The organism is Myxococcus sp. AB025B, assembly GCF_006518215.1.
GTDB classification, from domain to species: domain Bacteria; phylum Myxococcota; class Myxococcia; order Myxococcales; family Myxococcaceae; genus Myxococcus; species Myxococcus fulvus.
Genome location: NZ_SRLW01000023.1, coordinates 23,022 through 46,476, shown reverse-complemented (window position 1 = coordinate 46,476; position 23,455 = coordinate 23,022). Strand labels below are relative to the sequence as shown.

18 protein-coding genes are annotated in these 23,455 nt (G+C 71.2%); 11 read left to right on the top strand and 7 right to left on the bottom strand.

The window, feature by feature from the left end:
* Positions 1–200 precede the first annotated feature (200 nt).
* The 3 genes from FL311_RS06170 to FL311_RS06160 all read left to right on the top strand — a co-directional run bounded on the left by FL311_RS06170 (position 201) and on the right by FL311_RS06160 (position 3,212).
* Positions 201–1,322, top strand: coding sequence for a histidinol-phosphate transaminase (locus tag FL311_RS06170; protein WP_194869076.1), 1,122 nt, complete (start codon positions 201–203; stop codon positions 1,320–1,322).
* Positions 1,323–1,384: 62 nt separating this feature from the next.
* On the top strand, positions 1,385–2,503 hold the full coding sequence (locus tag FL311_RS06165) for a sensor histidine kinase (RefSeq protein WP_141324002.1): 1,119 nt from the start codon (positions 1,385–1,387) through the stop codon (positions 2,501–2,503).
* Positions 2,469–3,212 (top strand): LytTR family DNA-binding domain-containing protein, encoded by a 744-nt coding sequence (locus FL311_RS06160; RefSeq protein WP_141324001.1) that lies wholly within the window; start codon positions 2,469–2,471, stop codon positions 3,210–3,212. Before FL311_RS06165 ends, FL311_RS06160 begins: the two co-directional genes overlap by 35 nt.
* 65 nt (positions 3,213–3,277) lie before the next feature.
* On the opposite strand, the gene FL311_RS06155 is transcribed toward FL311_RS06160, so the two are convergent.
* Together FL311_RS06155 and FL311_RS06150 are read right to left on the bottom strand one after the other, a co-directional pair.
* Positions 3,278–4,690 carry an alpha/beta hydrolase gene (locus FL311_RS06155; protein WP_141324000.1) on the bottom strand — a complete coding sequence of 471 codons (1,413 nt, stop codon included), beginning with the start codon at positions 4,688–4,690 and terminating at the stop codon, positions 3,278–3,280.
* A gap of 196 nt (positions 4,691–4,886) precedes the next feature.
* Positions 4,887–5,957, bottom strand: coding sequence for a hypothetical protein (locus tag FL311_RS06150; RefSeq protein ID WP_141323999.1), 1,071 nt, complete (start codon positions 5,955–5,957; stop codon positions 4,887–4,889).
* 189 nt (positions 5,958–6,146) lie between these two features.
* On the opposite strand from FL311_RS06150, the gene FL311_RS06145 reads away from it, so the two are divergent.
* The 3 genes from FL311_RS06145 to FL311_RS06135 all read left to right on the top strand — a co-directional run bounded on the left by FL311_RS06145 (position 6,147) and on the right by FL311_RS06135 (position 10,507).
* Positions 6,147–8,180: a radical SAM protein gene (locus FL311_RS06145; protein WP_141323998.1), complete on the top strand. Its 2,034-nt coding sequence runs from the start codon at positions 6,147–6,149 to the stop codon at positions 8,178–8,180.
* A gap of 52 nt (positions 8,181–8,232) precedes the next feature.
* Complete coding sequence (locus tag FL311_RS06140; RefSeq protein WP_141323997.1) at positions 8,233–8,979, top strand: DUF2652 domain-containing protein; 747 nt, start codon at positions 8,233–8,235, stop codon at positions 8,977–8,979.
* 241 nt (positions 8,980–9,220) lie between these two features.
* Positions 9,221–10,507, top strand: coding sequence for a hypothetical protein (locus tag FL311_RS06135; RefSeq protein WP_141323996.1), 1,287 nt, complete (start codon positions 9,221–9,223; stop codon positions 10,505–10,507).
* A 12-nt stretch (positions 10,508–10,519) separates the two neighbouring features.
* Here the strand turns inward: FL311_RS06135 and FL311_RS46070 are convergent, their stop codons facing one another.
* Positions 10,520–11,404, bottom strand: a complete 885-nt coding sequence (locus FL311_RS46070; protein ID WP_141323995.1) for a sigma-70 family RNA polymerase sigma factor — start codon at positions 11,402–11,404, stop codon at positions 10,520–10,522.
* A gap of 130 nt (positions 11,405–11,534) precedes the next feature.
* Between FL311_RS46070 and FL311_RS06125 the strand changes: the two genes are divergently transcribed.
* Entirely contained in the window at positions 11,535–11,996 is a 462-nt protein-coding gene (locus FL311_RS06125) for a carboxymuconolactone decarboxylase family protein (protein WP_141323994.1), read from the top strand.
* 253 nt (positions 11,997–12,249) lie between these two features.
* Positions 12,250–13,599 (top strand): hypothetical protein, encoded by a 1,350-nt coding sequence (locus FL311_RS06120; RefSeq protein ID WP_228556701.1) that lies wholly within the window; start codon positions 12,250–12,252, stop codon positions 13,597–13,599.
* Here FL311_RS06120 and gcvA read toward each other — a convergent pair.
* Complete coding sequence (gcvA, locus tag FL311_RS06115) at positions 13,589–14,491, bottom strand: transcriptional regulator GcvA (RefSeq protein WP_141323992.1); 903 nt, start codon at positions 14,489–14,491, stop codon at positions 13,589–13,591. The two genes, FL311_RS06120 and gcvA, sit on opposite strands and share 11 nt — an antisense overlap.
* A 121-nt stretch (positions 14,492–14,612) precedes the next feature.
* Here gcvA and FL311_RS06110 point away from each other — a divergent pair, with 121 nt between their 5' ends.
* A complete protein-coding gene (locus FL311_RS06110) occupies positions 14,613–15,218 on the top strand; it encodes a LysE family translocator (RefSeq protein ID WP_141323991.1) in 606 nt (201 codons plus the stop codon).
* Positions 15,219–15,274: 56 nt separating this feature from the next.
* On the opposite strand, the gene FL311_RS06105 is transcribed toward FL311_RS06110, so the two are convergent.
* Both FL311_RS06105 and FL311_RS06100 read right to left on the bottom strand, forming a co-directional pair.
* The gene (locus tag FL311_RS06105; RefSeq protein WP_228556700.1) at positions 15,275–17,113 is read right to left on the bottom strand and encodes an OmpA family protein; all 1,839 of its coding nucleotides are present in this window, start codon (positions 17,111–17,113) and stop codon (positions 15,275–15,277) included.
* A gap of 47 nt (positions 17,114–17,160) precedes the next feature.
* Complete coding sequence (locus FL311_RS06100) at positions 17,161–21,045, bottom strand: kelch repeat-containing protein (protein ID WP_228556699.1); 3,885 nt, start codon at positions 21,043–21,045, stop codon at positions 17,161–17,163.
* 193 nt (positions 21,046–21,238) lie between these two features.
* Here FL311_RS06100 and FL311_RS06095 point away from each other — a divergent pair, with 193 nt between their 5' ends.
* A complete protein-coding gene (locus FL311_RS06095) occupies positions 21,239–21,631 on the top strand; it encodes a RidA family protein (RefSeq protein WP_074958353.1) in 393 nt (130 codons plus the stop codon).
* 173 nt (positions 21,632–21,804) lie between these two features.
* A complete protein-coding gene (locus FL311_RS06090) occupies positions 21,805–22,548 on the top strand; it encodes an NIPSNAP family protein (RefSeq protein ID WP_228556698.1) in 744 nt (247 codons plus the stop codon).
* 24 nt (positions 22,549–22,572) lie between these two features.
* Here FL311_RS06090 and FL311_RS06085 read toward each other — a convergent pair whose 3' ends face one another.
* A complete protein-coding gene (locus tag FL311_RS06085; RefSeq protein ID WP_228556697.1) occupies positions 22,573–23,319 on the bottom strand; it encodes a hypothetical protein in 747 nt (248 codons plus the stop codon).
* Positions 23,320–23,455 lie beyond the last annotated feature (136 nt).

Sequence of the window (23,455 nt, the reverse complement as noted above, 5' to 3'; positions counted from 1 at the left end):
GAAAGGTGCTGCGTCCATCCGCGCGGGAAAAGCGCCCCGCGGCTGTACGCCCGAGGAATGCCGCGGCTCGTCGACGCGGCTCGCCACTCACCGACGCCAGGCGCGCCTCACAGATGCGCCCCCTCCGGACGCACGCGGGAACGTCTAACCTCCCCCTGGCGCGAACCCACACCCCGCCCACTCGCGCAGGGAGAACCCTCGTGCCCCACCCCCTTCCCACCCGCCGGGCCCTCCTCGCCGGCGCCGCCGCGCTCGTGGTCCGCCCCGAGCTGTCGATGGCGGCGCCCGCCCCTCGCAAGAACTGGAGCCAGGACCCCGTCCGCCTCTTCTTCAACGAGAACCGCTACGGCCCCTGCGAGGGCGCCCTGCGGGTGATGCGCGAGTCGCTCCACCTCTCCAGCCGCTATGCCTCCCAGGACCGCGTCGACGCGCTCAAGCGCCTCATCGCCGAGCAGGAAGGACTGACGCCCGAGCACGTCCTGCTCACCGCGGGCGCCTTCGAGGCGCTGGTCCTCATCGCCAACGAGTTCGCCTCCGGAGGCGGCGGCGTCATCTGTCCCGACCCGTCCTTCCCCATCGTGGCCACCTACGCCGAGCGGGCCGGAGGCAAGGTCCAGCGGGTGCCCCTGGACGCCACGATGACGCACGACCTGGACGCGCTCGCGGCGCGCGTGGACGCGGGCACGAAGCTCGTCTCGGTCTGCAATCCCAACAACCCCACCGGCACCATCGTCGACCCGGGCCGGCTGCGCGCCTTCTGCGAGGCCGTGGCCCCCCGCGCCACCGTGCTGGTGGACGAGGTCTACATCCAATACCTGGAGCCCGCGCCCGGCCTCTCCATGGTCGACCAGGTGCGCGCGGGGAAGGACGTCATCATCACCCGCTCCTTCTCCAAGATTCACGGGCTCGCCGGCATGCGCGTGGGCTACGCGCTGGCCCAGCCCGCGCTCGTGAAGAAGCTCTCCGAGCGGCAGATGACGCTGCCCAACGCGCTCTCCATCGAGGCCGCGCTCGCCAGCCTCCAGGACAAGGCCTTCGTGCCGCGCATCCGCAAGCTCATCACCGACGCGCGCCGAATCACCACCAAGGCCCTGGACACCGTGGGAATGAAGTACGTGCCGGGCCACGCCAACTTCGTCTGGATGCCCCTGCCTCCGGAGCTGCTGGATTTGCCCGTGCGCTTCGCGCCCCACGGCTTCCACCTGACGACCCAGCCCAACGTGCCCATCGCGGCGGAGGCCGCGCGCCTGCGGCTGACGGTGGGCACGGTGGAGGAGATGACCGCCTTCGCCGCGCTGCTGCGCTCGATGCTCGGGCGATGAAGCAGCCAGGCGAACATGTCGGTCCGTCGTCGCTCACGGAGGCCTCTGGTACCCTGCCGCGCATGGATTCCCGCGCGGCGTCGAGGCCCTCCTTCTGGCCGATGCAGTTCGGCGGCTGGGGGCTCTACGCGATCCTGCTCATCGTCACCTTCCTGCCCGCGGCCGCGGCCGATGGGCGGACCGTGTCACTGCTCATGGCCAAGGGCAGCCGGGCGATGTTCGGCCTGGTGCTCACCTCGTTGATGCGGCTGGGCTACCAGCGGCTGTTCCCCGGCGGATTCACCCGTCAGGCCGCCTGGGCCATGGCCACCAGCGCGGTGTTCGGCGTGGTGTGGATGGGCCTCGCGGAGGTGTGGGCCACGTGGATGTATGAGACGTACAACTGGCGCACCAACCGCATGATGTTCGGCAGGGCCGCGCTCGACTACGCGGTGACGCTGCTGGGCTGGAGCGGGCTGTACTTCGGAATCAAGCACGCCCAGGCGTGGCAGGACGAGCGCGAGCGGGCGCTGAAGGCGGCCACGCTGGCGCAGGAGGCGCGGCTGGCGTCCCTGCGGCACCAGGTGCGTCCGCACTTCCTGTTCAACGCGCTGACGTCGGTGCGCGCGCTGATTGGCGAGGACCCGGCGCGCGCCAAACGCATGGTGACGGAGATGGCGGACTTCCTGCGCTTCTCGCTCCAGAAGGGGGACAGCCCGCACGTGCCCCTGGAGGAGGAGCTCGCCATGGTGCGCAGCTACCTGAGCATCGAGTCGGTGCGCTTCGAGGAGAAGCTGGACGTGCAGGTGTCGGTGATGCCGGGCACCGAGCGGCTCTCCGTGCCGGCGTTCCTCATCCAGCCGCTGGTGGACAACGCGGTGAAGCACGGGCTGGCATCGGGGAAGCTGCCGGTGCGGGTGCGGCTGGGAATCTCGCGGGAGCAGGACGTGCTGCTCATCCTGGTGGAGAACACCGGCGTGTGGGCGCCGCCCGCGCGGGAGATGGGCCCCGAGGGCACGGGCACCGGCCTTCGCAACGTGCGCGAGCGGCTGGCCCAGCTCTACGCGGAGCGGGCGCGGCTGGAGACCTCCGAGGAGGACGGCTGGGTGCGCGTCCGCGTGGAGCTGCCCGCCCAGGAGTGGACCCCGATTCTCGCCGAGGAGTCACATGACGCCCCCGCTGCGCGCGTTGCTGGTGGATGACGAACGGCTGGCGCGCGCCGAGCTGCGCGAGATGCTGACGCCCTTCCCCCACGTGAAGGTGGTGGGCGAGGCGGACAGCGTGGCCAGCGCGCTCGCGCGAATCGACGAGCTGAAGCCGGAGCTGCTGTTCCTGGACGTGCAGATGCCGGGAGAGAGCGGGTTCGATTTGCTCGCCCGGCTGCCGGAGCCTCGCCTGGAGGTCATCTTCGTGACGGCCTTCGACGCGCACGCGCTCCGGGCGTTCGAGGTCAACGCGCTCGACTACCTGCTCAAGCCCGTGCACCCGGAGCGGCTGGCCCGGACGCTGGCGCGACTGGAGGACGCGGAGAAGGACAAGCCCGCTCCCGCGCAAGCGCCCTCGCGCCACAAGCTGACCGAGACGGACATGTTGTTCCTGGAGAACGGCGCGAAGTCGCGCTTCGTGCGGGTGGACCAGCTGGTCTGCCTGCGCGGCGCGGGCGACTACGTGGAGCTGGTGACGGCGGACGGGACGTGCACGCTCTCGCCGCGCCCCCTGAAGGAGTGGGAGGCCCGGCTGCCGGAGCGGACCTTCGCGCGCATCCACCGCTCCGCCCTGGTCAACCTGACGCTCGTCGAGCGCGTGGACCGGGGGCTCGGCGGTGGCGGCGACGTGTACCTGCGCGGCGTGGAGTCGCCGCTGCCGCTCAGCCGCAGCTACGCGGCCGTGCTCAAGGAGCGCTTCGGCTGACATCCCTGGAGCGTACGGCAGGAACTCGATGACACGCTGGACTGCGTTGAATCACGCGGGCCGCATCACGACACGGGGCGCTGCGTCTCCGGGTCGATGACGCGGTTGCCCTTGAACCAGTCGTGCTCGCCGTAGCGGTGCTTCGCCGAGTCCACGCCGCCGTAGTTGCCGGTGACGATGTCGGCCAGGTTGCCCAGGGACTCGGAGCCCGCGCGGTAGTACTTGGAGTGGTCCTCGAAGTTGCTCTTGTCCCCGCGGTCCGTCGCCTCGGCGGTGAAGCGCTTCGCGCCGAACAGGTCCTCGGTCGGGTCCTGGCCCAGCGGGTCTCCCGGCAGGTTGCTGCCGTTGAGCCAGGAGACGAAGTCCCGGCTGGCCGAGCCGGACCAGACGTGCCCGTTGGCGAGCGGCCCGTCGTAGTCCTTCACCGACTTCGCGCTGCCGGCGCCCGGGCTGCCGATGAGCACCAGGTCATCCGCCTGGAGGCCGTTCTTGTCCGCGGCGATGGAGGCCGTGGTGCTGCCGTAGCTGTGGCCAATCACCGTCAGGTGGGGCGGGTTGCCCTCGCGGCTGGCGCGGATGCCGGCCACGTCCGAGGCGAGCAGCTTCGCGCCATTCTCCGCGGCGTTGTCGGACGCCACGTTCTGGAAGCCCGGCGCGTCGTAGCCCATCCACGCCACCGTCGCGACCTCGCCGTGCTCCTTGCCCGCGGCCTTGTGCAGGTTCAGCGCGTCGCTGGTGATGTTGTCCATATAGTCGCGCACGTCCGAGTTGAGCCCGGGCACGCTCACCGACACGTGCTTCGCCGTGTCCAGGTTGCCAGCGACGATGGCCGCGCGCCCCTCGCCCTTGACGAAGGCGGAGTCGTAGACGAGCAGCTGCGCGGAGCCGACCTCCTTCTCCGTCCGCTCCAGCTGCTTCTGCACCGCCCGCGCGTTCTCCAGCTGGTGCTGCTTCTCCTTCGGGAGGAACTTCTCCGCGGGCTCGTCCGCGGCGCTGCCCGGACGGAGCGCGTCGCGCAGCTTGTCTCCCAGCGAGCGGTTGTCCAGGTAGTCCTTCTTGGCCTTGTCGGCCTCGGCGGTGAGCTGGGTCAGCTCGTTCTTGAGCTGCTGGCGGTTCGCGGTGTCGCGCACGGAGGCGGGCAGGCCATCCAGGGAGCCGACCTTCTTCGGGTCCGAGCTGACCGCCTGCATCTGCTCCGTGGGGGACAGCTGCTTCCACCAGCCCGCGCGAGCCTTCGGGTCCGCGGGCGCGGCGTCGAGCGGGCCCTTGGCCACGGGCGAGGCCTTCTCCCCTGTCAGCCGCTCCGCGCCCACCTTCCGAGGCCCCTCGAACGCGGTGAGCGTCTGCTGGGGCTTCTGCGCGGCCTTCTCCTTCGCCTTGGCGGCGGCGGCCTGGGCCTGGGCGGCGATTCGCGCCGCCTCCGCGCGCCTGCGGGCTGCCTCGGCTGCTCCACGGTCGACAGATGAGATGGGGGCCATGACATCGCCTCGAATGGCTGGGGGATGCCTTTATCATCGCGACGGGTAGGAATTAGTTTCCCGATGTGCGCGAAAATCAGCTGACGCACAAAGACAAACACTCCAGGACGTGGGCTCTGTCACGCAAAGACAGAAGGCCCGGGACCGCATCGACGCGGGCCACCGGGCCTTCATGGATACAGCGGGAGGACGTGCGCTACTTGTTGGGGTTGTCCACGCCGTTGCTCGTCCAGACGAAGTCCTGGATGAAGCTGCCGCCGACGCCCAGGCCCCGCTCGCGCTCGACGTCCCCCACGAGCGCGTCCGGCAGGCCCTTGTCCTGGAAGGACTGGGGCACGCGCGTGCCCGACTCCAGGTGGGAGTTGTTCGTCACCTTGTATTCGAGGTTCGGCTTGCCCGTCTTCGGGTCGATGCCGGTGCACTCGATCTGCGTCCTGTACGAGCCCATGAACCACTCGAGCGCGGTGTACGGCGCGTCCTTGTTGTTCTCCGAGGTGCCGGGGCCGGTGAAGCGATACAGGGCCTTGTCGTTCGCGTCGGCGATGACCTTCGGGTCCCCCTGCGTGGGCGGGAAGACGTCGCCGGGCTTGGGGTTGGGGTACATCTTGAAGAACTCCTCGGTCAGCTGCTGCTGGTGCGGACGGCCCGCGAGGTCCTGGGTGTACTTGTCATCGGTGATGGTGACGCGGTCGACGGTGCGGCCCTCGCCGTCCGTCGTCTTGTCCCACGTGCCCAGGTCCGCCGGCTTCTCCTCCAGCAGCCACGTGCCCCACAGCTTCGTCCAGTCGGCCTCGAGCTTCTGGCCCGTCACCGGGTCCGTGGTGCGGTTGATGGCCTCCAGGTCGACCTCGCCCAGCTTCTTGAGGCTGTCGGTGAGCGAGGCGTCCTTGCCCAGGACGACCTCGGACGTCTTGGCGAGCGCGTCCACGCCCAGCTCCGTGCCCTTGAGCAGCACGTTCGTCGCGCCGTCCGGGAGCACCGCGTTGGCGCCGTGGTAGGCGGCCCGCAGGCCCGTCTGGAACACGTCCCGCGCCAGGTCCTTGGGGTCGGTGATGGCCTTCTTGAACGCGTCCGCGACGGGGTTGCGCTTGACGTCCTCGAAGACGTCGCGCGAGGTGTCGACGACGGCCTTCTTCGCGTCCTGGGCCTTGTCGACGACGGCGTCCTTCACGCCCTTCGCCTTGTCGACGACGGTGTCCTTCACGTCGTCCACCGTGCGGGTCACCGTCTTCTTCACGTCATTGAAGCTGGGGAGCCGGATGCCCATGACTGGAACCTCGGGGGTGTGGGGATGAGCGGGGCGTCTGTCCGGTTATCGGCCCGGTCCCCGCAAAGGTTTCTTGTGGTGTGAGAGCACGGACTTCCAGGAACTGAGCGAGCGTTCGACCGGGCGCGCCATCGAGTCAGGGCTGTGCGAAGGTGGACGTATGGGGGCCACTCTCCCCACGAGGTCCCCATGCAGCCGCAGCCCGACTGGCGCCCCCATGCTCTCGACGGTGCCCTCCTCTGGTTCCATCGGAAGACGGGGACGAACCTCCGGCTCGATGCGCCCGGGACACGGCACCTGCGACGCCGCGCGCCCCGGCTGGTGCTCTTCGGCATCACCAACGCGTGCAACCTGGCCTGTGGTTTCTGTTCGCGGGAGCGCGAGGCGCGCAGCGACTGGACGGTGGACTCGGCGTTCGAGGTGCTCTCGGGGCTGGCGCGCGCGGGGACGCTGGAGGTGGCCTTCGGTGGCGGGGAGCCGCTCGCGTTCCGGGGCTTCGATGCGCTCGTCGAGCGGCTGGCGACGCACACGCCGCTGGCCATCCACTTCACCACGAACGGGGTGCTGCTCTCAAAGGAGCGGCTCGCGCGACTGCAACCCCACCTGGGTGAGGTGCGGGTGTCCCTGTACGAGGACAACGACTGGGAGGCCAGCGTGGCGCGGCTGGCCCGCGCGGGGCAGACCTTCGGGGTGAACCTGCTCGCCACGCCGGAGCAGGTGTCGGGCCTCCCGGAGCGGCTGCGGAGGCTGGAGGCGCTGGGGTGCCGCGATGTCGCGCTCCTGCGCTACGTGGGGCGGGATGCGGCGCTGCGGCTCGGCGCGGACGACCAGGCGCGGCTCACGGACATCGTGGCGGCGAGCCCGGTGCGCACGCGGCTGTCGGTCTGCTTCGGGGACATGCTGCTGGAGGTGCCCCGGCTCTTCGGCGGTGACTGCGGCGCGGGACGCGACTTCGTCACGCTGACGTCGGACCGGAAGCTGAAGTCCTGTTCGTTCCATGGCGCGGGCCTGCCCGTCGGCTCGGCGGAGGACGTGCTCCGGGCGTGGGAGGGGAATCAGGCGACGCTGTCCACGCCGTCGCCCCTGCCGGGCTGCGCGCGTGCGGGCTCGCCGCGCGCGGATGCGCTCGAGGACGGTGTCCGGGTGTGGCGCGGGTTCTCCGGCAACAACAGCGGCGACTGCGTGCTCGTGGGCCGCTTCGACACGTCCGAGGAGGCGACCGCGTATCTGGAGATGCTCGTTCCCGATTGGAAGTCGGGGAGCGACTACCCCGAGCGGTGGAAGACGCTGCTGGCGGCCGAGGGCATCCCCATCGCGGCGGATGAGTATGCGCCCCAGGTGATGCTCGCGGTGGGGCGCGCGGTGCTGATGCACACCGACATGACGCTGGGAGACGACTTCCGCGCGCTGCGGACGCGGGTGTGGAAGCGCAAGGGCCGCCTGGTCCACACGGGCATCCATGTCCACGCGCAGGTCCTGCTGGCCACGGTGTTCGGCGTGAAGGACGCGGCGTCGCTCCCGGCACTCGCGCGCGCGTTGGACGCGGCGGGGTTCGGCCCCTTCGTGCGTCATGCGAATCAGCTCCATGGGCTGGTGGACTTCTGGGGCGAGGCCGGGGACGAGGAAGCGCTCGATACGCGCGCGGCCCGCCTCTCCGCGATGGCCCAGGAGCATGGCGCGGTGCTCGCGGCGGAGCTGGTGGAGACGCCTCGGGAGGCCAACCTGAAGCAGGCGCTCGCGTCGAGACCTCCGAGGGCCACTCGGACGCGGCTGTGGGCCCTGTTCGACTCGGCGGAGGCCGCGGCGCGCTACGCCCGGGACCTGGAGGGCGCCGTCACCGTGGCTGGCTCGCACGTGCTGCTCGAGGAGGGACACTTCGGTCCTCGGCTGGGATACCTGGCCCATCGACAGGGTGGACGGGCACTGATGCTCACCAGCCAGCGCGTCATCGTCACCGGGTACTTCGCGAAGAAGAGCCCTGGGGCCGCTGACCTGGTGCCACGCCTGCGGCCGTACCTGTCCGCGGATGACCGGCTGGAGACCGTGTCCTGGGAGAAGTCCCTGATGATTCAGGTCGACACCCAGGCGCCGGGGCCGGTGTTGAAGGGGTTCACGGAGCTGGAGGTGCTGCTCGGGATGCCCATCCAGGTGAGGCTCCATCCCGACAATCCGCTCGCGGAGGCCCTGCACCGCCTTCGTGAGGAGGTGGAGTCGGAGCGCTGAGCCCGGGTGGGCGGCTTGCCTCTCCGGGGCGCTGGGCTACGCTGGTGGCAGAATGGCGACAGAGAAGGCGCTGCTGCTCATCGCGGACATCGGCGGCTACACCCGCTTCATGAAGCATCACCGCTTCAGCCTTGCTCACGCGCAGGACTCGGTGGCGCAGCTGCTCGAGGCGGTCATCGACGCGTCGGGGAAGCTCAAGCTCGCCAAGCTGGAAGGCGACGCGGCGTTCTTCTACGCGGTGGGAGAGGACCACGGCTCGCTCGCCCAGCGCATCTCCGACATCCGGCGTGCGTTCCTCGCGCGGCGGACGCTGTTGGACGTGGACCGGATGTGCAAGTGCGACGGGTGCACGCAGGTGGGCTCGCTGACGCTCAAGTTCGTGGCCCACTCCGGAGAAGTCGCGTTCCAGCGCGTGAAGCACCTCACGGAGCTGGCGGGCGTCGACGTCATCCTCGTGCATCGGATGTTGAAGAACGACGTGCCGGTGTCCGAGTACGTCCTGATGACCGACGCGGTGCACCAGCGGCTGGAGCCGGAGCTGCGAGGCAAGGCCCAAGGGCTGGAGCACGACTTCGAGGGCCTGGGGCGCACGACCTGCCACTACCTGGACCTCAACGACAGCGCGCTGACGCTGCCCGTCGCCGTGAAGCCGAGCCTGCCGCGCAGGCTGTGGAACAAGCTGCTGCTGGAGCTGCGCACGCTGAAGTACGTGCTCGGCTTCGCCAAGCCCTGCGAGGACTTCCGCAACGTGGAGATTGTCGACGCCAGTGACGCGTCCAAGGCGGACCACCGCGCCTGACCGGACGCGCGGCGGAATCTTCCAGGTGGGTCCAAGGCCCGATGCGTCGGCGCTCAGGTAGGCCACCTGCTCACCGGCGCACGCACTCGAGCGCCCAGGTGAAGCGCGGGCGGAGTTTCTCGACCCAAGCGGACCCGGGCTCCAACGCACAGGCCACACCGCGTTTCCGCGACCCACGTCGGATGCGACGACAACGCGGCTCGGGTACCTTGCCGGCCTCACCTTCACCTCGAGGTCCGCCGTGGAGACACTCGCCTGTGGCCATGCCGCGCCCGTCGCGGGTCTGTGCTGCGTCCACCTGCTCGAGAACGAAGACGCGGGTTACTACGTCCGCTTCACCGGCAAGGGCGCCTGGATGGACCTGCTCTGCGAGGACTGCGGCCGCGTCAGCCACCCCGGACAGGCCCACCGCGCCGTCTGCACCGACTGCCAGCAGGCCACCGTCGCCCGTGGCTTCGACCTCATCGGCGTCATCGGCCGCCCCGAGTCCCGCTCCCGCGCCACGGACCTGCGCTTCGAGCATCGCGAGCACAGCCTCTCCGCGCTCACCGGACGCACGCCGCTCGCCGTCGCCGCCCTCGGCGCGTCGAGCTGGCTCGCGGTGGACCCGGAGGGCGCCCTGCTCCGCCTGGACCTCGACGAGGCCACCCCCGCCCGTCTGGGCTCGGTGATCGACACCGCGCTCGACCTCGCCGCGCCCCTCGCGCTGCACGTCTCCGCCTGCGCCCGCTTCGCCGCCGTGGTCAACCTGCGCGGCAGCCACGGCGTCGTCGTCGACCTCACCACCGGCGCGGTGACGATGCGGCTCGACCGGGGCTCGTACCACACGAAGCACTGCGACTACTCCGTCGCCTTCTTCCGCGATGGCGAGCGCACGCTGCTCGTACACGCCACCGGGTGGAACCGGCTGGACCTGTCGGACCCCGCCACCGGCGCGCTGCTGAGCGCCCGCGAGCCGCCGTCCCGAGGCGAGCCCAATCAACCCATCCGCGCGCACGAGCTCGACTACTTCCACTGCGGCCTCACCGTGTCCCCCAACGACGAGTGGCTCGTGGACGACGGCTGGGTCTGGCACCCGGTGGGCATCCTCACCAGCCTGTCGCTGCGGCGCTGGGTGCGGGAGAACGTCTGGGAGTCCGAGGACGGCCCCTCGCAGCGACGGCTCCGCGAGGTCCCCTATTACTGGGACGGCCCGCGCTGCTTCGTCGGCCCCCACATCCTCGCGACGTGGGGCTTCGGTGGAGACGTCGACAAGCTCATCGACGCCGCGCTCTTCCACGACGTCTCCACCGGCAAGCTCCTGCGCTGGTTCCCAGGCCCCCGGGGCGCCTTCGAGTGCGACGGCAACCTGCTGCTCGCCAGCGCGGCGGACACCGGCACCGCCGTCTGGGACATCGAGACCGGTGAGAAGCTGCACGAGGACGCCACCCTCAAGCCCACCGCGTGGCACCCGGTGTCGCGCCGCTTCCTCACCGTGCTCCCCCAAGGCGGCCTGCGCGAGAGCCGCCTGTGCGGCACCGCCTGGTGAGCCGCGACGGACTCAGGCGGGGAACACCGCCACCTCGAGCTGGCTCAGCCGCTCGGGGTCGAAGATGGACTCGATGGCCACCACGCGCCCTGCCTCCACGGTGAAGCGCAGCACGGAGACCAGCCGGCCTCCCGGCGCGATGACCAGCCCCACCTGCCCATCGATGAGCGCCAGCTGCGTGAAGCGCGCACGCGCCGACGCGAGGGTGGCCTGACGCGCGACGAACGCCGCGCCCCGGACCTCCCGCGACGCCCCGGGTGGCAACACCCGCGCATCCGTGCGCGCCACCACGTCCGGGTCCAATATCGCGAGCAACGCGTCCAGGTCCCCGCCCCGCGCCGCCGCATGGAAGGCCGCGACCAGCTCCCGCTGCCGGCCCAGGTCCGCGTCTGGAGAGAGCGCGGCCCCATGCACCCGGCGCCGCGCCCGGCTGGCCAGTTGCCGGGCCGCCGTCGCCGTGCGCCCCACGATGGGCCCGATGTCGTCGAACGACAGCGAGAACAGGTCGTGCAGCACGAAGGCGATGCGCTCCGGAGGACTGAGCGCGTCCAGCACCACCAGCAGCGCCACGCCCACCGAGTCCGCCATCAGCGACGCCTGCTCGGGGTCGCCCGCGGCGGGCACATGCTCCAACCGGGAGACGCCCCGCGGGTCCGCGGACTCCTCGCGGCGGGAGCCGCGGGTGCGCAGGAAGTCCAGGCACACCCGCGCCACCACCGTCGTCAGCCAGCCCCGGGGATTCACCACATCATGGGTGTCCGCCCGACTCACGTGGAGCCAGGCCTCCTGCACCGCGTCCTCCGCCTCGCTCACCGAGCCCAGCATCCGGTACGCCACGGCCCGAAGGTGCGTCCGGTGGGACTCGAACTCCCTGGCTCGCCGAATTTCTTCGTCCATCGGTCACATTCCTTCGCGGGGCTCCGTCATCGCGGCGCCGGAAGCAACACGGCGTCGATGTGACACGCAGACAGCGGTTCAGCAACTCCCTTCCACCGGAGCCTTTCGAGGCTCCCGGAGCACTCCTGTCATGAACTCCCGCATGAAGAACCCCGCGATGGTCGTCCCCGAGGCCATGCACGCGCTGATGGCGCTCTCCAAGGCCACGAGCCAGGGCGGCGTGCCTCAGAAGACGCTGGACCTGGTCCACCTGCGCGCCAGTCAAATCAACGGCTGCTCGGTCTGCGTGGACATGCACCCGCGCACGGCCAGGAAGGCCGGTGAGAGCGAGGAGCGGCTGTTCGCCGTCGCCGCCTGGCGCGACACGCCCTACTTCACCGACGCCGAGCGCGCCGCGCTGGCGCTCACCGAATGCGTCACCCGCTTGAGCGACCGCTCGGACGCGGTGCCCGACGACGTCTGGCAGGAGGCCGCCCGGCACTACGACGAGCCGGCGCTGGGCGCGCTGGTGATGTCCATCGGCCTGGTCAACCTCTGGAACCGCCTCAACGCGGCGACGCGCCAGCGGGTGGACCCGAACGCCCGCTGGTAGGTGCCATGCGACGTGTCCTGAACGGGAGCCCCTCCCCAGGGCGCACGCTGGCAGTCCGGGCCTCCCGCCCCACCGTCCGTTGCTTTTTTCGACCTGGAAAGGGACGGACATGCGGGCAAGACTCTGGTGCACCTTGTTGGGACTCGGACTGGCGGGGTGCGGAGTTTCCACGAGCCCCGAAGCGACACAGGCTGTCGACACGGGCGCAAGCGAAGCCCGTGCCCAGGCCTGTCCCCAGGGCACGGCCTCCCGGTTGAAGGTCATCACGCCACCGGGCTCGGGCCCCGTCCTCATCGCCGGCAAGCAGCGCGGGACGGACCTGCTCGTCGACATGGGCGGGATGCTCTACTTCGGCACCAACTTCCAGGATGGCGGCGCCACCCTCTGGCGCACGGATGGAACGCCCGGAGGCACCGTGGAAGTGAACCGCTTCGCCCCCGCCCCGCGCCGCGCCCCTCGACTGGGGAGCCTGGTGGCCATGGGCCGCAAGGTCTTCTTCGAGGTCGACGACCCCGTCACCGGCAACGAGCTGTGGGTCAGCGACGGCACCCAGGCGGGCAGCCGGCTGCTCAAGGACATGACGCCCGGCGCGGAGGGCTCGTCGCTGATGCATCACACCGCGCTCTCGGACGTGCTCGTCTTCGTCCGGGCGACGTTCGACTCCCAGCCGCCCTACGTGCATCACGAGCTGTGGCGCTCGGATGGAACGCCCGACGGCACCGTCCGCGTGGCCCTCATCCCCGACGACGTCATCGTCCAGGCCACCTCGTTGAAGGTGGGCAATTCGCTGCTCTTCTTCCTGTCCTCGGAGCGCGGCGGCACCACGCTGTGGCGCACCGACGGCACTCCGTCTGGCACGTTCGCGCTCAAGAGAGTGGACTCGCGCGACGCGTACGTCCACCACGTGGACCCGACGGGCGACGTGGGCCTGTTCGTGATGAACGACGGCTCGCACGACGAGGTGTGGAAGACGGACGGCACCGCCCAGGGCACGGTGCGCCTGGACGCCTTCGGCAGGTCCACGCGGCTGCTCGGCGTGCTGGGCGACTGGGTCTACCTGGGCACGCTGTCGTCGAACATGCGCGCGCTCCACGTGGAGCGCCTCTCGCTGGAGGGCGGCGGCAAGGCGCGCATCACCACCCTGGACAACCCCTACTCGAGTCGCCCGGATGCCATGCCCTATGTGCAGCGCACGCTGCGCTCCGGAGGGAAGCTCTTCTTCACCATGGCCATCGGCGGCACGGGGCCCGGCCACCAGGATGTATCGCTGTGGGTGACGGATGGCAGCGCCGCGGACACCCGGTTCATCCATCGCCCGTTGGATTTGAGCCTCGACTCCAGCTCGCCGCTGTTCGACACGGGCCATGGCGCGCTGCTCTTCAGCGGGTCCGAGTACGGGGCCACCGAGCCCTGGTTCACGCGGGGCACGTCGGCCACCACGGGGCAGCTCGCGGACATCGCCCCGGGCCCATGGGGCTCCTCTCCCGCGGGCTTCCGCCGCCTGGGCGAGCACGTCTTCTTCTTCGCCAGGGACGACACGGGCGACCAGCAGCTGTGGAGCACGCTGGCCGACTTCTCGTGCGCGGCCAGGGCTACCCCGTAACGGCGAGCCCCACGGAACGCGCGGTGGCGCGCGCCTCGGAGAGCAACCAGGCGCGCAGCGTCGCCACGTCGGAGCGGCCCGACAGCGGCCGCGGGTGGACGAGCCAGTAGCCGTAGTCGTTGGGCAGCACCGTCTCGAAGGGCCGGACGAGCCGTCCGGTCCGCAGGTCCTCGGCGGCGAGCATCAGCCGGCCCAGCGCCACGCCCTCCCCCTGACGCGCGGCCTGGAGCACCAGCCCCGCGTCGTTGAACGCGAAGCCCTTCGTGGTGTCCACGCCCTCCACCCCGGCCGCGTCCAACCAGCGCCGCCAGCCGTCCTTCGGCGTGTCGTGGAGGAGCCGGAGCTTGCGCAGGTCCGAGGCCGAGCGCAGGCGCCTCGCGAGCGCGGGCGTACACACGGGCGTGAGCCCCTCCGGCGCCAGCAGCTCGGCCTTGAGCCCCGTCCACTTCCCCAGTCCGGAGCGCAGGCCGACATCGAAGCGGTCGTCCAGGAAGTCCCACAGCTCGCCGGCGCTCGAAATCTGGAGCTCCAGCGCCTCGTGTCGCTCACGCAAGGACGCGAGCCGGGGCACCAGCCAACACGCGGCGAGCGAGGGCAGCACGGTGAGCCGCAGCGGCCCCGGCTGGGCCTCGTACAGGCGCGTGGTCGCCTCGGCCAGCCGCTCGAAGGCGGGGGTGAGCTCGCGCAGGTAGGCCTGTCCCTTCTGCGTCAGCGTCAGCGCGTGGCCCCGGCGCTCGAACAGCGATACGCCGAGCCAGTCCTCCAGCTGACGCACCTGGTGGCTGATGGCGGCCTGCGTGACGCGCAGCTCGGTGGCGGCGCGGGTGAAGCTCAGGTGCCGTGCTCCCGCCTCGAAGGCGCGCAGGGCTCCGAGCGGTGGAATGCGTCGCATGCTCGATGAGCTCCCTTTATCGAGGGCCCGAGGATAGCTCGCTGGGGAGCGGGCTCGAAATGGAGTTTGTCCCAGCGTGTGCCCGACGCGATGGACGCGCCGGGGGCTTGGGGCCTGCGCCATGATTCCCGTCGAAGTCTGGGTGATGTTCCTCGGTTACACGGTGCCGATGGTGTTCAGTCCGGGCCCCGGCAACACGGTGCTCGCCACCGCCGGAGGCCGCTTCGGCCTCCGCGGCACGCTGCCGTTCTGGCTCGGCTTCGAGGTGGCCAACGTCGCCCTGTGCCTCGTCTACGGGTTGGGGCTGGGCCGCGCGCTGCAAGGCGTGCCCGCGCTGCTGCACGTCCTGCGCTGGTGCAGCGTGGCGTACCTGCTCCATCTCGCGTGGAGCTTCGTGCGCGGCACGCGCGCGCCCACCGCGGAGGACGCGGAGCCGGAGCGGCTCGGGTTCGTCGAGGGCGTGCTCGCCGTCGCGCTCAACCCGAAGATCCACTCGATGGTCCTGGTGATGTTCTCGCAGTTCCTGAGGCCGGAGCTCGGGATGCTCGCGCAGACGGCGCAGCTCACCGGGGCCTTCCTGGTCGTCTGCGTGGCGTGCCACTTCCCGTGGATCTACGGCGGGAAGCTCATCCTGGGACGCTTCCGCTCCGAGCGGGCCCTGCGCATCCAGGGCTGGACGTTCGGCGCGTGCATGGTGGCGGTGGCCGCCTACGTCGCCATGGCGTGAGCCGCCCCCGGAGGCCCGCGGAGCCTCGTGGCTCCGCGGGCCTCCAGGTCCTGCCGTCACCGCTTGACGATGAACTCCACGCGGCGGTTCTCGCCGCGGCCTTCCGGGGTGTCGTTCGTCGCGATGGGACGCGACGGACCGTAGCCCCTGGCCTCCAGGCGCTTGCCGTCGATGCCGCGCTTGATGAGGTAGGCGCGCACCGACTCCGCGCGCTCCTGGCTCAGCGTGCGGTTGAGGTCCTCCGGACCGGTGTTGTCCGTGTGGCCCTCGATGCGGATGGCGACGTCCGGACGCGCCTTCAGCTGCGCGGCCACGTCATCCAGCACCCTGGCGCCCTCGCCCTCGATTTCGGCGCGGCCCACCGTGAAGGTGACGCGACGGTCCGCCAGCGACAGCTTCTCCTCCACCGGCGCCGGCTCCGGGCAGCCCTGACGACCCGCCACGCCCGCTTCGTTCGGGCACTTGTCCTGGTCATCCGGGATGCCGTCACCGTCCGTGTCCTTCGCGGCCGGGCAGCCCTGGTTCTCCGCCGTGCCCTTCTGGTCGGGGCACTTGTCCTGGTCGTCCGGCACGCCGTCGCCGTCCGTGTCCTTCGCCGCGGGGCAGCCCTGGTTCTCCGCCGTGCCCTTCTGGTCGGGGCACTGGTCCTGGTCGTCCGGGACGCCGTCGCCATCGGTGTCCTTCATGGCGGGGCAGCCCTGGTTCTCCGCCGTGCCCTTCTCCTCCGGGCACTGGTCCTTCGCGTCCGGCACGCCGTCGCCGTCCTTGTCCGGGCAGCCACCCGCGTCCTTGCTGCCGGCCTCGTTCGGGCACGCATCGGTCCGGTCCGGCACGCCGTCGCCATCCGAGTCCGGGTCCGGGCAGCCCTCGTTGTCCGCAGAGCCCGCCTCGTTCGGGCAGCGGTCGGACTTGTTGAGCACGCCGTCGTTGTCGTCGTCGTTGTCCGGGCACTGCTCGGGCGTGTGCTTGCGGCCGCCCTGGCAGACGTCCTCGCGGGCGGGGTTGTGCGCCCAGGCGATTCCCGCACCCAGCCGCCACGCGGGCGAGCCGGGGATGTTCGTGAAGCCCTTCCCGGCGAGCGCGTTCACCTCGAAGCCGTGACCGATGGGCAACCGCACGCCGCCGAGCAGCTCCACCGCCACGTCGGACTGCACCAGCGACTCGGCCACCTGTAGCGCCAGCTCGCCGCGCAGCCCCTCGCCGCGCGTGGCGACCACCACGGACTGCTCCAGCTCCGTGCCCACGTCGCGGCCCGGGTTCACCTCCGTGGACCGGATGCGCGCACCCGCGCTGGCACCCAGCGCGAACATGCCCACCTCGCGGCCGAGCGAGACGCGGGGCGAGAACTGCAGGCCCGCCCAGTGCTCCTGTCGACCGAAGGCGCTCGCGCGTCCACCCGGGAGCCCCACGTCGAGCCCCACCGCGAGCGACAAGGGCGCGCCCTCGTCGCGACGCAAGAGCGAGTAGCGCGCGCCCACTTCCGGCGTGCCCAGGCCCGAGGACGACGGCGTGGAGATGCCGACGTACATGCCCTCGCCATGGCCGCCCTGGTGGATGATGACGGGCAGCCGCGCGGACAGCTCCAACCGGTCCACCGGCGACCACGCGCCCTGCACCCAGGCCGACGTGCGGTAGTGGAGGATGGAGCGCTCGCTGCCGTCGCTGCCCTCCAGCACCAGGATGCCGCGCTCGTAGCCCACGAGCAGGCTGAGCCGATAGCCGCCCTCGTTGAGCAGCCGCCCGGTGTCCACCGTCAGCGAGTCCACCGCCGACGCGTTCAGCCGCAGTCGCTCCGCGTCGAAGGGGCTCAGGGGTTGGGAGGTCGTCTGCGCCGAGGCTCCGCCCGCCGAGGCCAGCGCCGCGGCGAGCACACACATCCGTGCCGATTTACGCAAGGGAAGGTCCTTCGAGCTGAAGAGTCGGAGGAGAGGATTCGAGGCGCTCATCGACCCGCCTCCTCGCGGCCACGACGACGATTCGCCCACACGGCGAGCACCGCCAGCACCACCAACGCCAGGTTCGCTCCACCACCCGCGGCCTGGCAGCTGCCACCGGCGATGCGCACCACGAAGGTCTGCACGGTGACGTCGAACTCGCACCGGGAGGCGTTCCCCGAGGCGTCCGTCGCGGTGACGGTGACGCGCGTGCGGCCCGTCGGGAAGCGCGAGCCGGACGGGTGCGACGTCGTCACGGTGACGGCGCCGGCGGTGTCCGTCGGAGGCGGCACGCTGTAGGTCACCTCCGCGCCGCCCTGCGCGTCGGACTGGACCTGGATGTCGGCGGGGCACGTCAGCGTGGGCGCCGTCGTGTCGCGCACCGTCACCAGGAAAGTGCAGGTGACCTGCTGGCCCCCCGCGTCCTCCGCCGTCACCGTCACCGTCGTGTCGCCCAGAGGCAGCGTGCTGCCCGAGGGGTGCGAGTACGTCACCGTGGGCTCGGGCCCGCCGTTGTCGGACGCCGTGGCCGGGGGATAGGTCACCACCGCGCCGGCCGCGCTCGTGGCGTCCACCACCAGGTCCGCCGGACAGGTGAGCGTCGGCGGGTCATCGGTCACGTCGACCGTCACCGTGGCCTCGTTGCTGTCGAGTCCGCAGTCGCGCGCCCGGTACGTGAAGCTGTCCGGTCCGATGTAGCCCGGGTTCGGCGTGTACGTGAGGTCGGGCGGCGTGCCCGTGAGCGTGCCATGCGCCGGCGGCGTGACGATGATGAACGTGAGCGCGGAGCCCTCCGCGTCCGTGCCCGTCAGCGTCACCTCCGCGGGCGCCCCGTTGCTCGACAGGGCCGTCAGGCCCTGCACGGTGGGCGCCGTGTTCGTCACCGCGCGCACCACGCGTCCACCGCCCACGCCGTTGGCGAAGACGGAGAGCACATACGCGCCCGGCGTCACGCTCGCGGGGATGGTGGCCGTCACGCCCGTGGCGGACATGTCGCTGCCCGGCAGGCTCCACAGCCGCCGGCCCTCGTTGGCCTGCAGGCGCACCTGCGGGAAGGCCGCCGAGGAGTCGCGGTAGTCACCCGAGCTGGCCCCGGAGATGCCCTGGAACCCCGTGCCGGTGATGCGCACCGGACAGCCGATGGGGACCTGGTCCGGCGTGGCCACCGTCGGCCGCCAGGCGGGCTGCGCGCCCGTGTCCTCGTAGCGCGAGGCGCTCGCCAGCCAGGCCCCGCCCGCGTCCTGTCCGCCGATGGTCAGCGCTTCGCCGGTGGACAACACGATGAGCTTCGAGAGCGTCCGGCCCTCGGGCAGGTTCGCCGCGGGCTGCCAGGTGTTCGTCACCGGGTCGTACAGCTCCGCGCTGTTCAGCACGCTCCCCCCGCCCTCGCCACCCGCGACGAGCACGCGCCCGGAGGGCAGCAGCGCGGCGGAGTGATGGGCCCGCGCCGTCGTGAGCGTTCCCGCCGCAGACCAGGTGTTGGTCGTCGGGTCGTACAGCTCCGCGGTCGCCGTCTCGGCCGTGGGGGAAAGGCCGCCCGCGGCCAGCACCCGCCCGGACGGCAGCAGGGTCAGCGAGAAGTGGGCCCGGCCCTCCGCGAGCGACGCGGCGGGGGACCACGTGTCCAGGGCCGGGTCATACAGCTCCACCGAGTTGACCGACGTCGCGGCGAAGCGGCCTCCCGCCACCAGCACCCGACCGTCCGGCAGCAGCACGGCGGCGTGGTTCGTGCGGGTCTCCGGCGTCGTGGCCACCGGACGCCAGGTGTTGGCGGCCACGTCGTAGATCTCCGTCACGCCCGCGAGCCGTCCGCCCGTCACCAGCACGTCGCCCGTCGCGAGCAGCGTCGCGGTGTGGCCATCGCGCGCGCCCGCCATGTTCCCCGCCGGAGTCCAGGTGTCCGTCGCCGGGTCGTACCGCTCCGCCGAGGACAGGCGCGCACCGCCGTTGTTGGCGCCACCGATGGCGAGCACCTGCCCCGAGCGCAGCAGCGTCAACGTGGCGCGCTCGCGCGTCGTGCTCATCGGGGCCGCGGCGGACCACGAGTCACTCGCGGGCGTGTAGCGCTCCGTGTCGCCGAGCACGCCCGTGTCGGCGCGGCCTCCGGCGACCAGCACCTGCCCCGAGGGCAGCAGCACGGTCGACTGACTCTCGCGCGCCGTCGCCAGCGCGCCGGCCGGCGTCCAGCGGGAGCTGGAGGCCTCGTAGCGGTCCGTCTCCGCGGTGAAGACCGTGGATCCACCCGACTGGTTGAAGCCGCCGGCGACCAGCACCTGCCCGGTGACGAGCAGCGTGGCGGTGGCGTTCTCGCGGCCCGTGGCCAACGTGCCCGCGTCGCTCCAGGTCCCCGTCGCCGGGTCATAGATTTCCGAGACGGTCTGAGCCACCCTCGCGTCATCCGAGCCGCCCATCACCACGACCTTCCCATCCGGGAGCAGCGTGGCCGTGTGGCCGTTGCGGGGAAGCCGCAGCGCGCCCGTCGCGGTCCAGGTGTTGGCCACCGGGTCGTAGAGCTCCGCGTGCGTGACGACATTCACCCCCGAGCGGCCGCCCGCGAGCAGCACGCGCCCATCGGGCAGCAGCGTCCCTGTCGCGTAATGACGCGGCACCAGGGGCGGAGCCGCGAGCGTCCAGGTCCCGGAGGTGGGGTCGTAGAGCTCCGCGCTGGGGACGTTCCCACCCCCAGAGTTGAAGCCGCTGACCACCAGCACCCGACCATCCCGCAGCCGCGCGGCGACGTGGGCACGGCGGGCGATGGACATGGAGGCCGTGGCCGTGAAGGTGTTCGTCGTCGGGTCGTACAGCTCCGCCGTCGCCAGGTTGGAGCCACCCGCCACCAGCACCTGCCCCGAGGACAGCAGCGTGGCGGTCGGCAGCGAGCGGCTCGCGGCCATCGCGCCCGTGGGCGTCCAGGTGTTCGTCGTCGCGTCGAACAGACGCCCGGTCAGGCTGCCGTCCATGAAGGCGACGGCCCTGCCCGACGGCAGCATCACGCCGACCGACGTATTGCCGGTGATGCCCGGGGCCGCGACGGCGGACCAGGTGCCCCGCGTGGGGTCGAACCGCTCCGCGCTGGTGACGAAGCCCAGGCTGTTGACGCCGCCCACCGCCAGGACGGAGCCATCCGTCAGCGGGATGGCGGCGTGCTGGGCCCGCGCGGTCGCCATCACCGCGGTCGAGGACCAGCCGGGGTCGACCACCAGCGGCGCCTGGAGGCCCGCGAGCGCGACCTCCGAGACGATTCCCACCTGAGGCGCCACGACGTCGAACACCTTCGCGACGGCGCTCGCGCGCACGCCCGACAGCCGCGCCGTCCCGCGACGGGAGGTGCCTTCCGCGTCACGGACCTCGGACGGGTGGAAGCGCAGCACCGGCGCGCCGTCCTCGTCGAGGAACTCGAGGACCTCGCCCGTGTCCCGCAGCCGCGTCACCGTGGCCGGGAGCGTGACACGGTACTCGGCGCGGTGGGTGGGCTCGGAGGCGTCCACCACCCAGGCCTCCTCGATGCGCGAGCCGCGCCAGCCCTGGCTCAGCTCCGCGAAGCCGCCCACCGGGAAGAAGAAGTGCCGCTCGCCCACGTACGACACGGCGCCCTCGTGGCGCGGCGTCCCGTGGTCGGCCTCCCCCGGCGACGACTCGACCCGGAAGGACAGCCCCCGGGTGGAAATCTCCAGCGTCCCGCTCCCGGTGAGCCGGGCCGTCAGCGCCCGCGCGTCCGTACCGGAGGCCGGTGTGTCCGACGAGGAGAAGCGCCTGGGGGCGCCCTCGTCCGTGGCCAGCTCCGGGAAGTAGCTCCGGGCCAGGGCGAGCGCATCCTCCGCCGCGGGCAGTTCGCGCTGTTGCTCGCACGACCACACCACGGCACAGCACAGCATCAAGACCAGGCGTTGCAAGACGCATCTCGACTGCATCTGTCACCCTCCCAGGACCCGAGCGTGAATCACGGGCCTACGCGCCGGGGCGCGTGCCACGCGGAAGGACCCGCGCGTGTCGACGCACGCTGTATCACGCTTTTCCTTGAACCGGACCCACTTGACTCGCCCTGGGAGGTCATGTGGGGTCCCCGGCTCCAGGAGGCATCCACCCATGACGTCGACGAAACACGAAGTCGTGAGCGCGCCGGGGCTGCCCAAGCCCGTGGGCCCCTACTCGCCCGCGATGAAGCTGGAGTCGCTGCTCTTCGTCTCCGGACAGGCCGCCACGGACCCGGCCACCGGGAAGCAGGCGGAGGGAATCGAGGCGCAGACGGAGCAGGTGCTGCGAAACCTCGAGCGCATCCTGGTGGCGGGCGGCTCCAGCCTCCAGCACGTCCTGCGCTGCGGCGTCTTCCTGACGGACATGAAGGACTTCCGCCGGATGAACGCCGTCTACGAGCGGGTCTTCGCCGGACACCGCCCCGCGCGCACCACCGTGCAGGTGTCGGCGCTCCCCGACGAGGGGCTGATGGTGGAGATCGACTGCGTCGCCTACGTGCCCTGAGCCGCGCGGCGCGGGCCGTCCGAATGAGGACCGGAACTGTCCTAGTTCGTCCGTACCGTGGGGGCCTTCTTCTTCCGGAAGGCCCGATGCGACTGCCCCTCCTCGTTCTCTGCGTGTCCCTGACGTGGACGGCCCACGCGCTCCCGCCGGCCTCCGGTGCTGGAGTCACGCGCGTGAAACCGTCGTCGGATGAATGCTGCGCCGTGCTGGAGTTGAGGCAGTACACGCTGCGCGAGGGGCAGCGGGACGTGCTCGTCTCGCTGTTCGAGCGGGAGTTCATCGAGAGCCAGGAGGAGCGAGGCGCCCGGCTCGTCGGTCAGTTCCGTGACGCGGCGAGGCCCGAGCGCTTCGTGTGGCTGCGCGGCTTTTCGGACATGGTGGCGCGCGAGGCGGCGCTGAGGTCCTTCTATGGCAGCCCGGTGTGGAAGGCGCACCGGGAGGCCGCGAACGCGACGATGCTGGACTCGTCGAACGTGCTCCTGTTGAGGCCGCTCCCGGGTCGACGGGGGTTCCCCGCGCCAGCCCAGGCGCGCCCGGGAGCGGAGGCGCGCGAGCTGCCCGGCTCACTCATCGTGGCGACGCTTCTCCACCGCGACGCGCCCGTGGACGCGGCGTTCGTGGAGTACGTCGAGGGGAAGCTGGTGCCGGAGCTGACGAAGGCGGGGGCCACGCCCCTGGCGGTGTTCCAGAGCGAGCACGCGACGAACACCTTCCCCGCGCTGCCCGTGCGCGAGGGGGAGCACGTGGTCGTCTACTTCACGCGCTTCGCGAGTCGGGAGGCGTACCGCGCGCACGTGGAGCGGCTGGAGGGCTCACGCGGCTGGAAGGAGACGGTGCGCCCCGGGCTGCGCGCGAGGCTGAAGGCGGAACCGGAGACGTTGCTGCTGGAGCCCACGGCCCGCTCACGGCTCAGGTGAGCGGACCGGAGGGCGGTGCGGCGACTACTGCGCGCAGTAGACGGCGCGCTCGAACTTGCCCGTCACGTCGACGATGGAGCCGGAGCGGACCACGTACTCGCTGGCGCCGACGTGCGTGTCGGCGTTGCACCAGTCATACGTGTAGCCCAGGCCGGTCCACGGGTACTGCGTGCGCTGCCAGAAGCCGTAGCTGGAGGCGAAGTACGCGTTCATCCAGTTCTTGTGCTCGTTGGTGGCGGACTCTGGGAACTGCAGGCCGCAGCTGCCGTCGTCGATCTCCGAGTCCGGGCAGGGCCGGAACATGTCCGAGGGCTTCACCCACAGCTCGACGATGTAGCGCCCGTTGTCGCTCTCGCCCGCCGGGGGCAGGCCCAGGTACTGGTTGACGCGCGCCACCAGCTTGTCCTGGGGCACCGTCTTGCAGAACGTCTGCAGCTGCGGCGCGGGGGTGACCCACACCTCGCGGGTCAGCGTGTTCTGGCCCACCGTGTAGCCCTGGAACGTGGTCCAGATGGCCATGCGCACGGCCGTCTTGTCCTCGTTCCAGACCAGCTTCGTGTTGGACGGGTTGATGGCCCACAGGTCCGTGGAGATGTCCGCGCTCGTGGGCTCCGCCGCGTTGCGTACGGCCTCGGCGTAGGTGGAGGCGTCACACGCCAGGGGCCCGGGCGGCTCGGGGGTGTTGTCGTCGTCGCCACAGGCGGTCAGGGACAGGAGGGCCGCCATGGCGGCGAGGCTTCGCAGGGTGCGCGGAAAGACACTGAACATCATTCGTCTCCAACTGGGAGTCACAGGTTTCCTGGAAGTGTAGTGGAACCTGGGATTCAGAGCACCCTGGAAGGCCGCGAAAGTACGGGGCCAGTCAGACCTCCGCTCCTCTCACGTTCCCGATGAGGCCTCGTCGGTA

Coding starts and splice junctions, on each gene's coding strand:
- FL311_RS06165 (WP_141324002.1), top strand. CDS start 1,385: ATGGATTCCCGCGCGGCGTCGAGGCCCTCCTTCTGGCCGATGCAGTTC.
- FL311_RS06160 (WP_141324001.1), top strand. CDS start 2,469: ATGACGCCCCCGCTGCGCGCGTTGCTGGTGGATGACGAACGGCTGGCG.
- FL311_RS06155 (WP_141324000.1), bottom strand. CDS start 4,690: ATGGCCCCCATCTCATCTGTCGACCGTGGAGCAGCCGAGGCAGCCCGC.
- FL311_RS06150 (WP_141323999.1), bottom strand. CDS start 5,957: ATGGGCATCCGGCTCCCCAGCTTCAATGACGTGAAGAAGACGGTGACC.
- FL311_RS06145 (WP_141323998.1), top strand. CDS start 6,147: ATGCAGCCGCAGCCCGACTGGCGCCCCCATGCTCTCGACGGTGCCCTC.
- FL311_RS06140 (WP_141323997.1), top strand. CDS start 8,233: ATGGCGACAGAGAAGGCGCTGCTGCTCATCGCGGACATCGGCGGCTAC.
- FL311_RS46070 (WP_141323995.1), bottom strand. CDS start 11,404: ATGGACGAAGAAATTCGGCGAGCCAGGGAGTTCGAGTCCCACCGGACG.
- FL311_RS06125 (WP_141323994.1), top strand. CDS start 11,535: ATGAACTCCCGCATGAAGAACCCCGCGATGGTCGTCCCCGAGGCCATG.
- gcvA (WP_141323992.1), bottom strand. CDS start 14,491: ATGCGACGCATTCCACCGCTCGGAGCCCTGCGCGCCTTCGAGGCGGGA.
- FL311_RS06110 (WP_141323991.1), top strand. CDS start 14,613: ATGATTCCCGTCGAAGTCTGGGTGATGTTCCTCGGTTACACGGTGCCG.
- FL311_RS06095 (WP_074958353.1), top strand. CDS start 21,239: ATGACGTCGACGAAACACGAAGTCGTGAGCGCGCCGGGGCTGCCCAAG.
- FL311_RS06085 (WP_228556697.1), bottom strand. CDS start 23,319: ATGATGTTCAGTGTCTTTCCGCGCACCCTGCGAAGCCTCGCCGCCATG.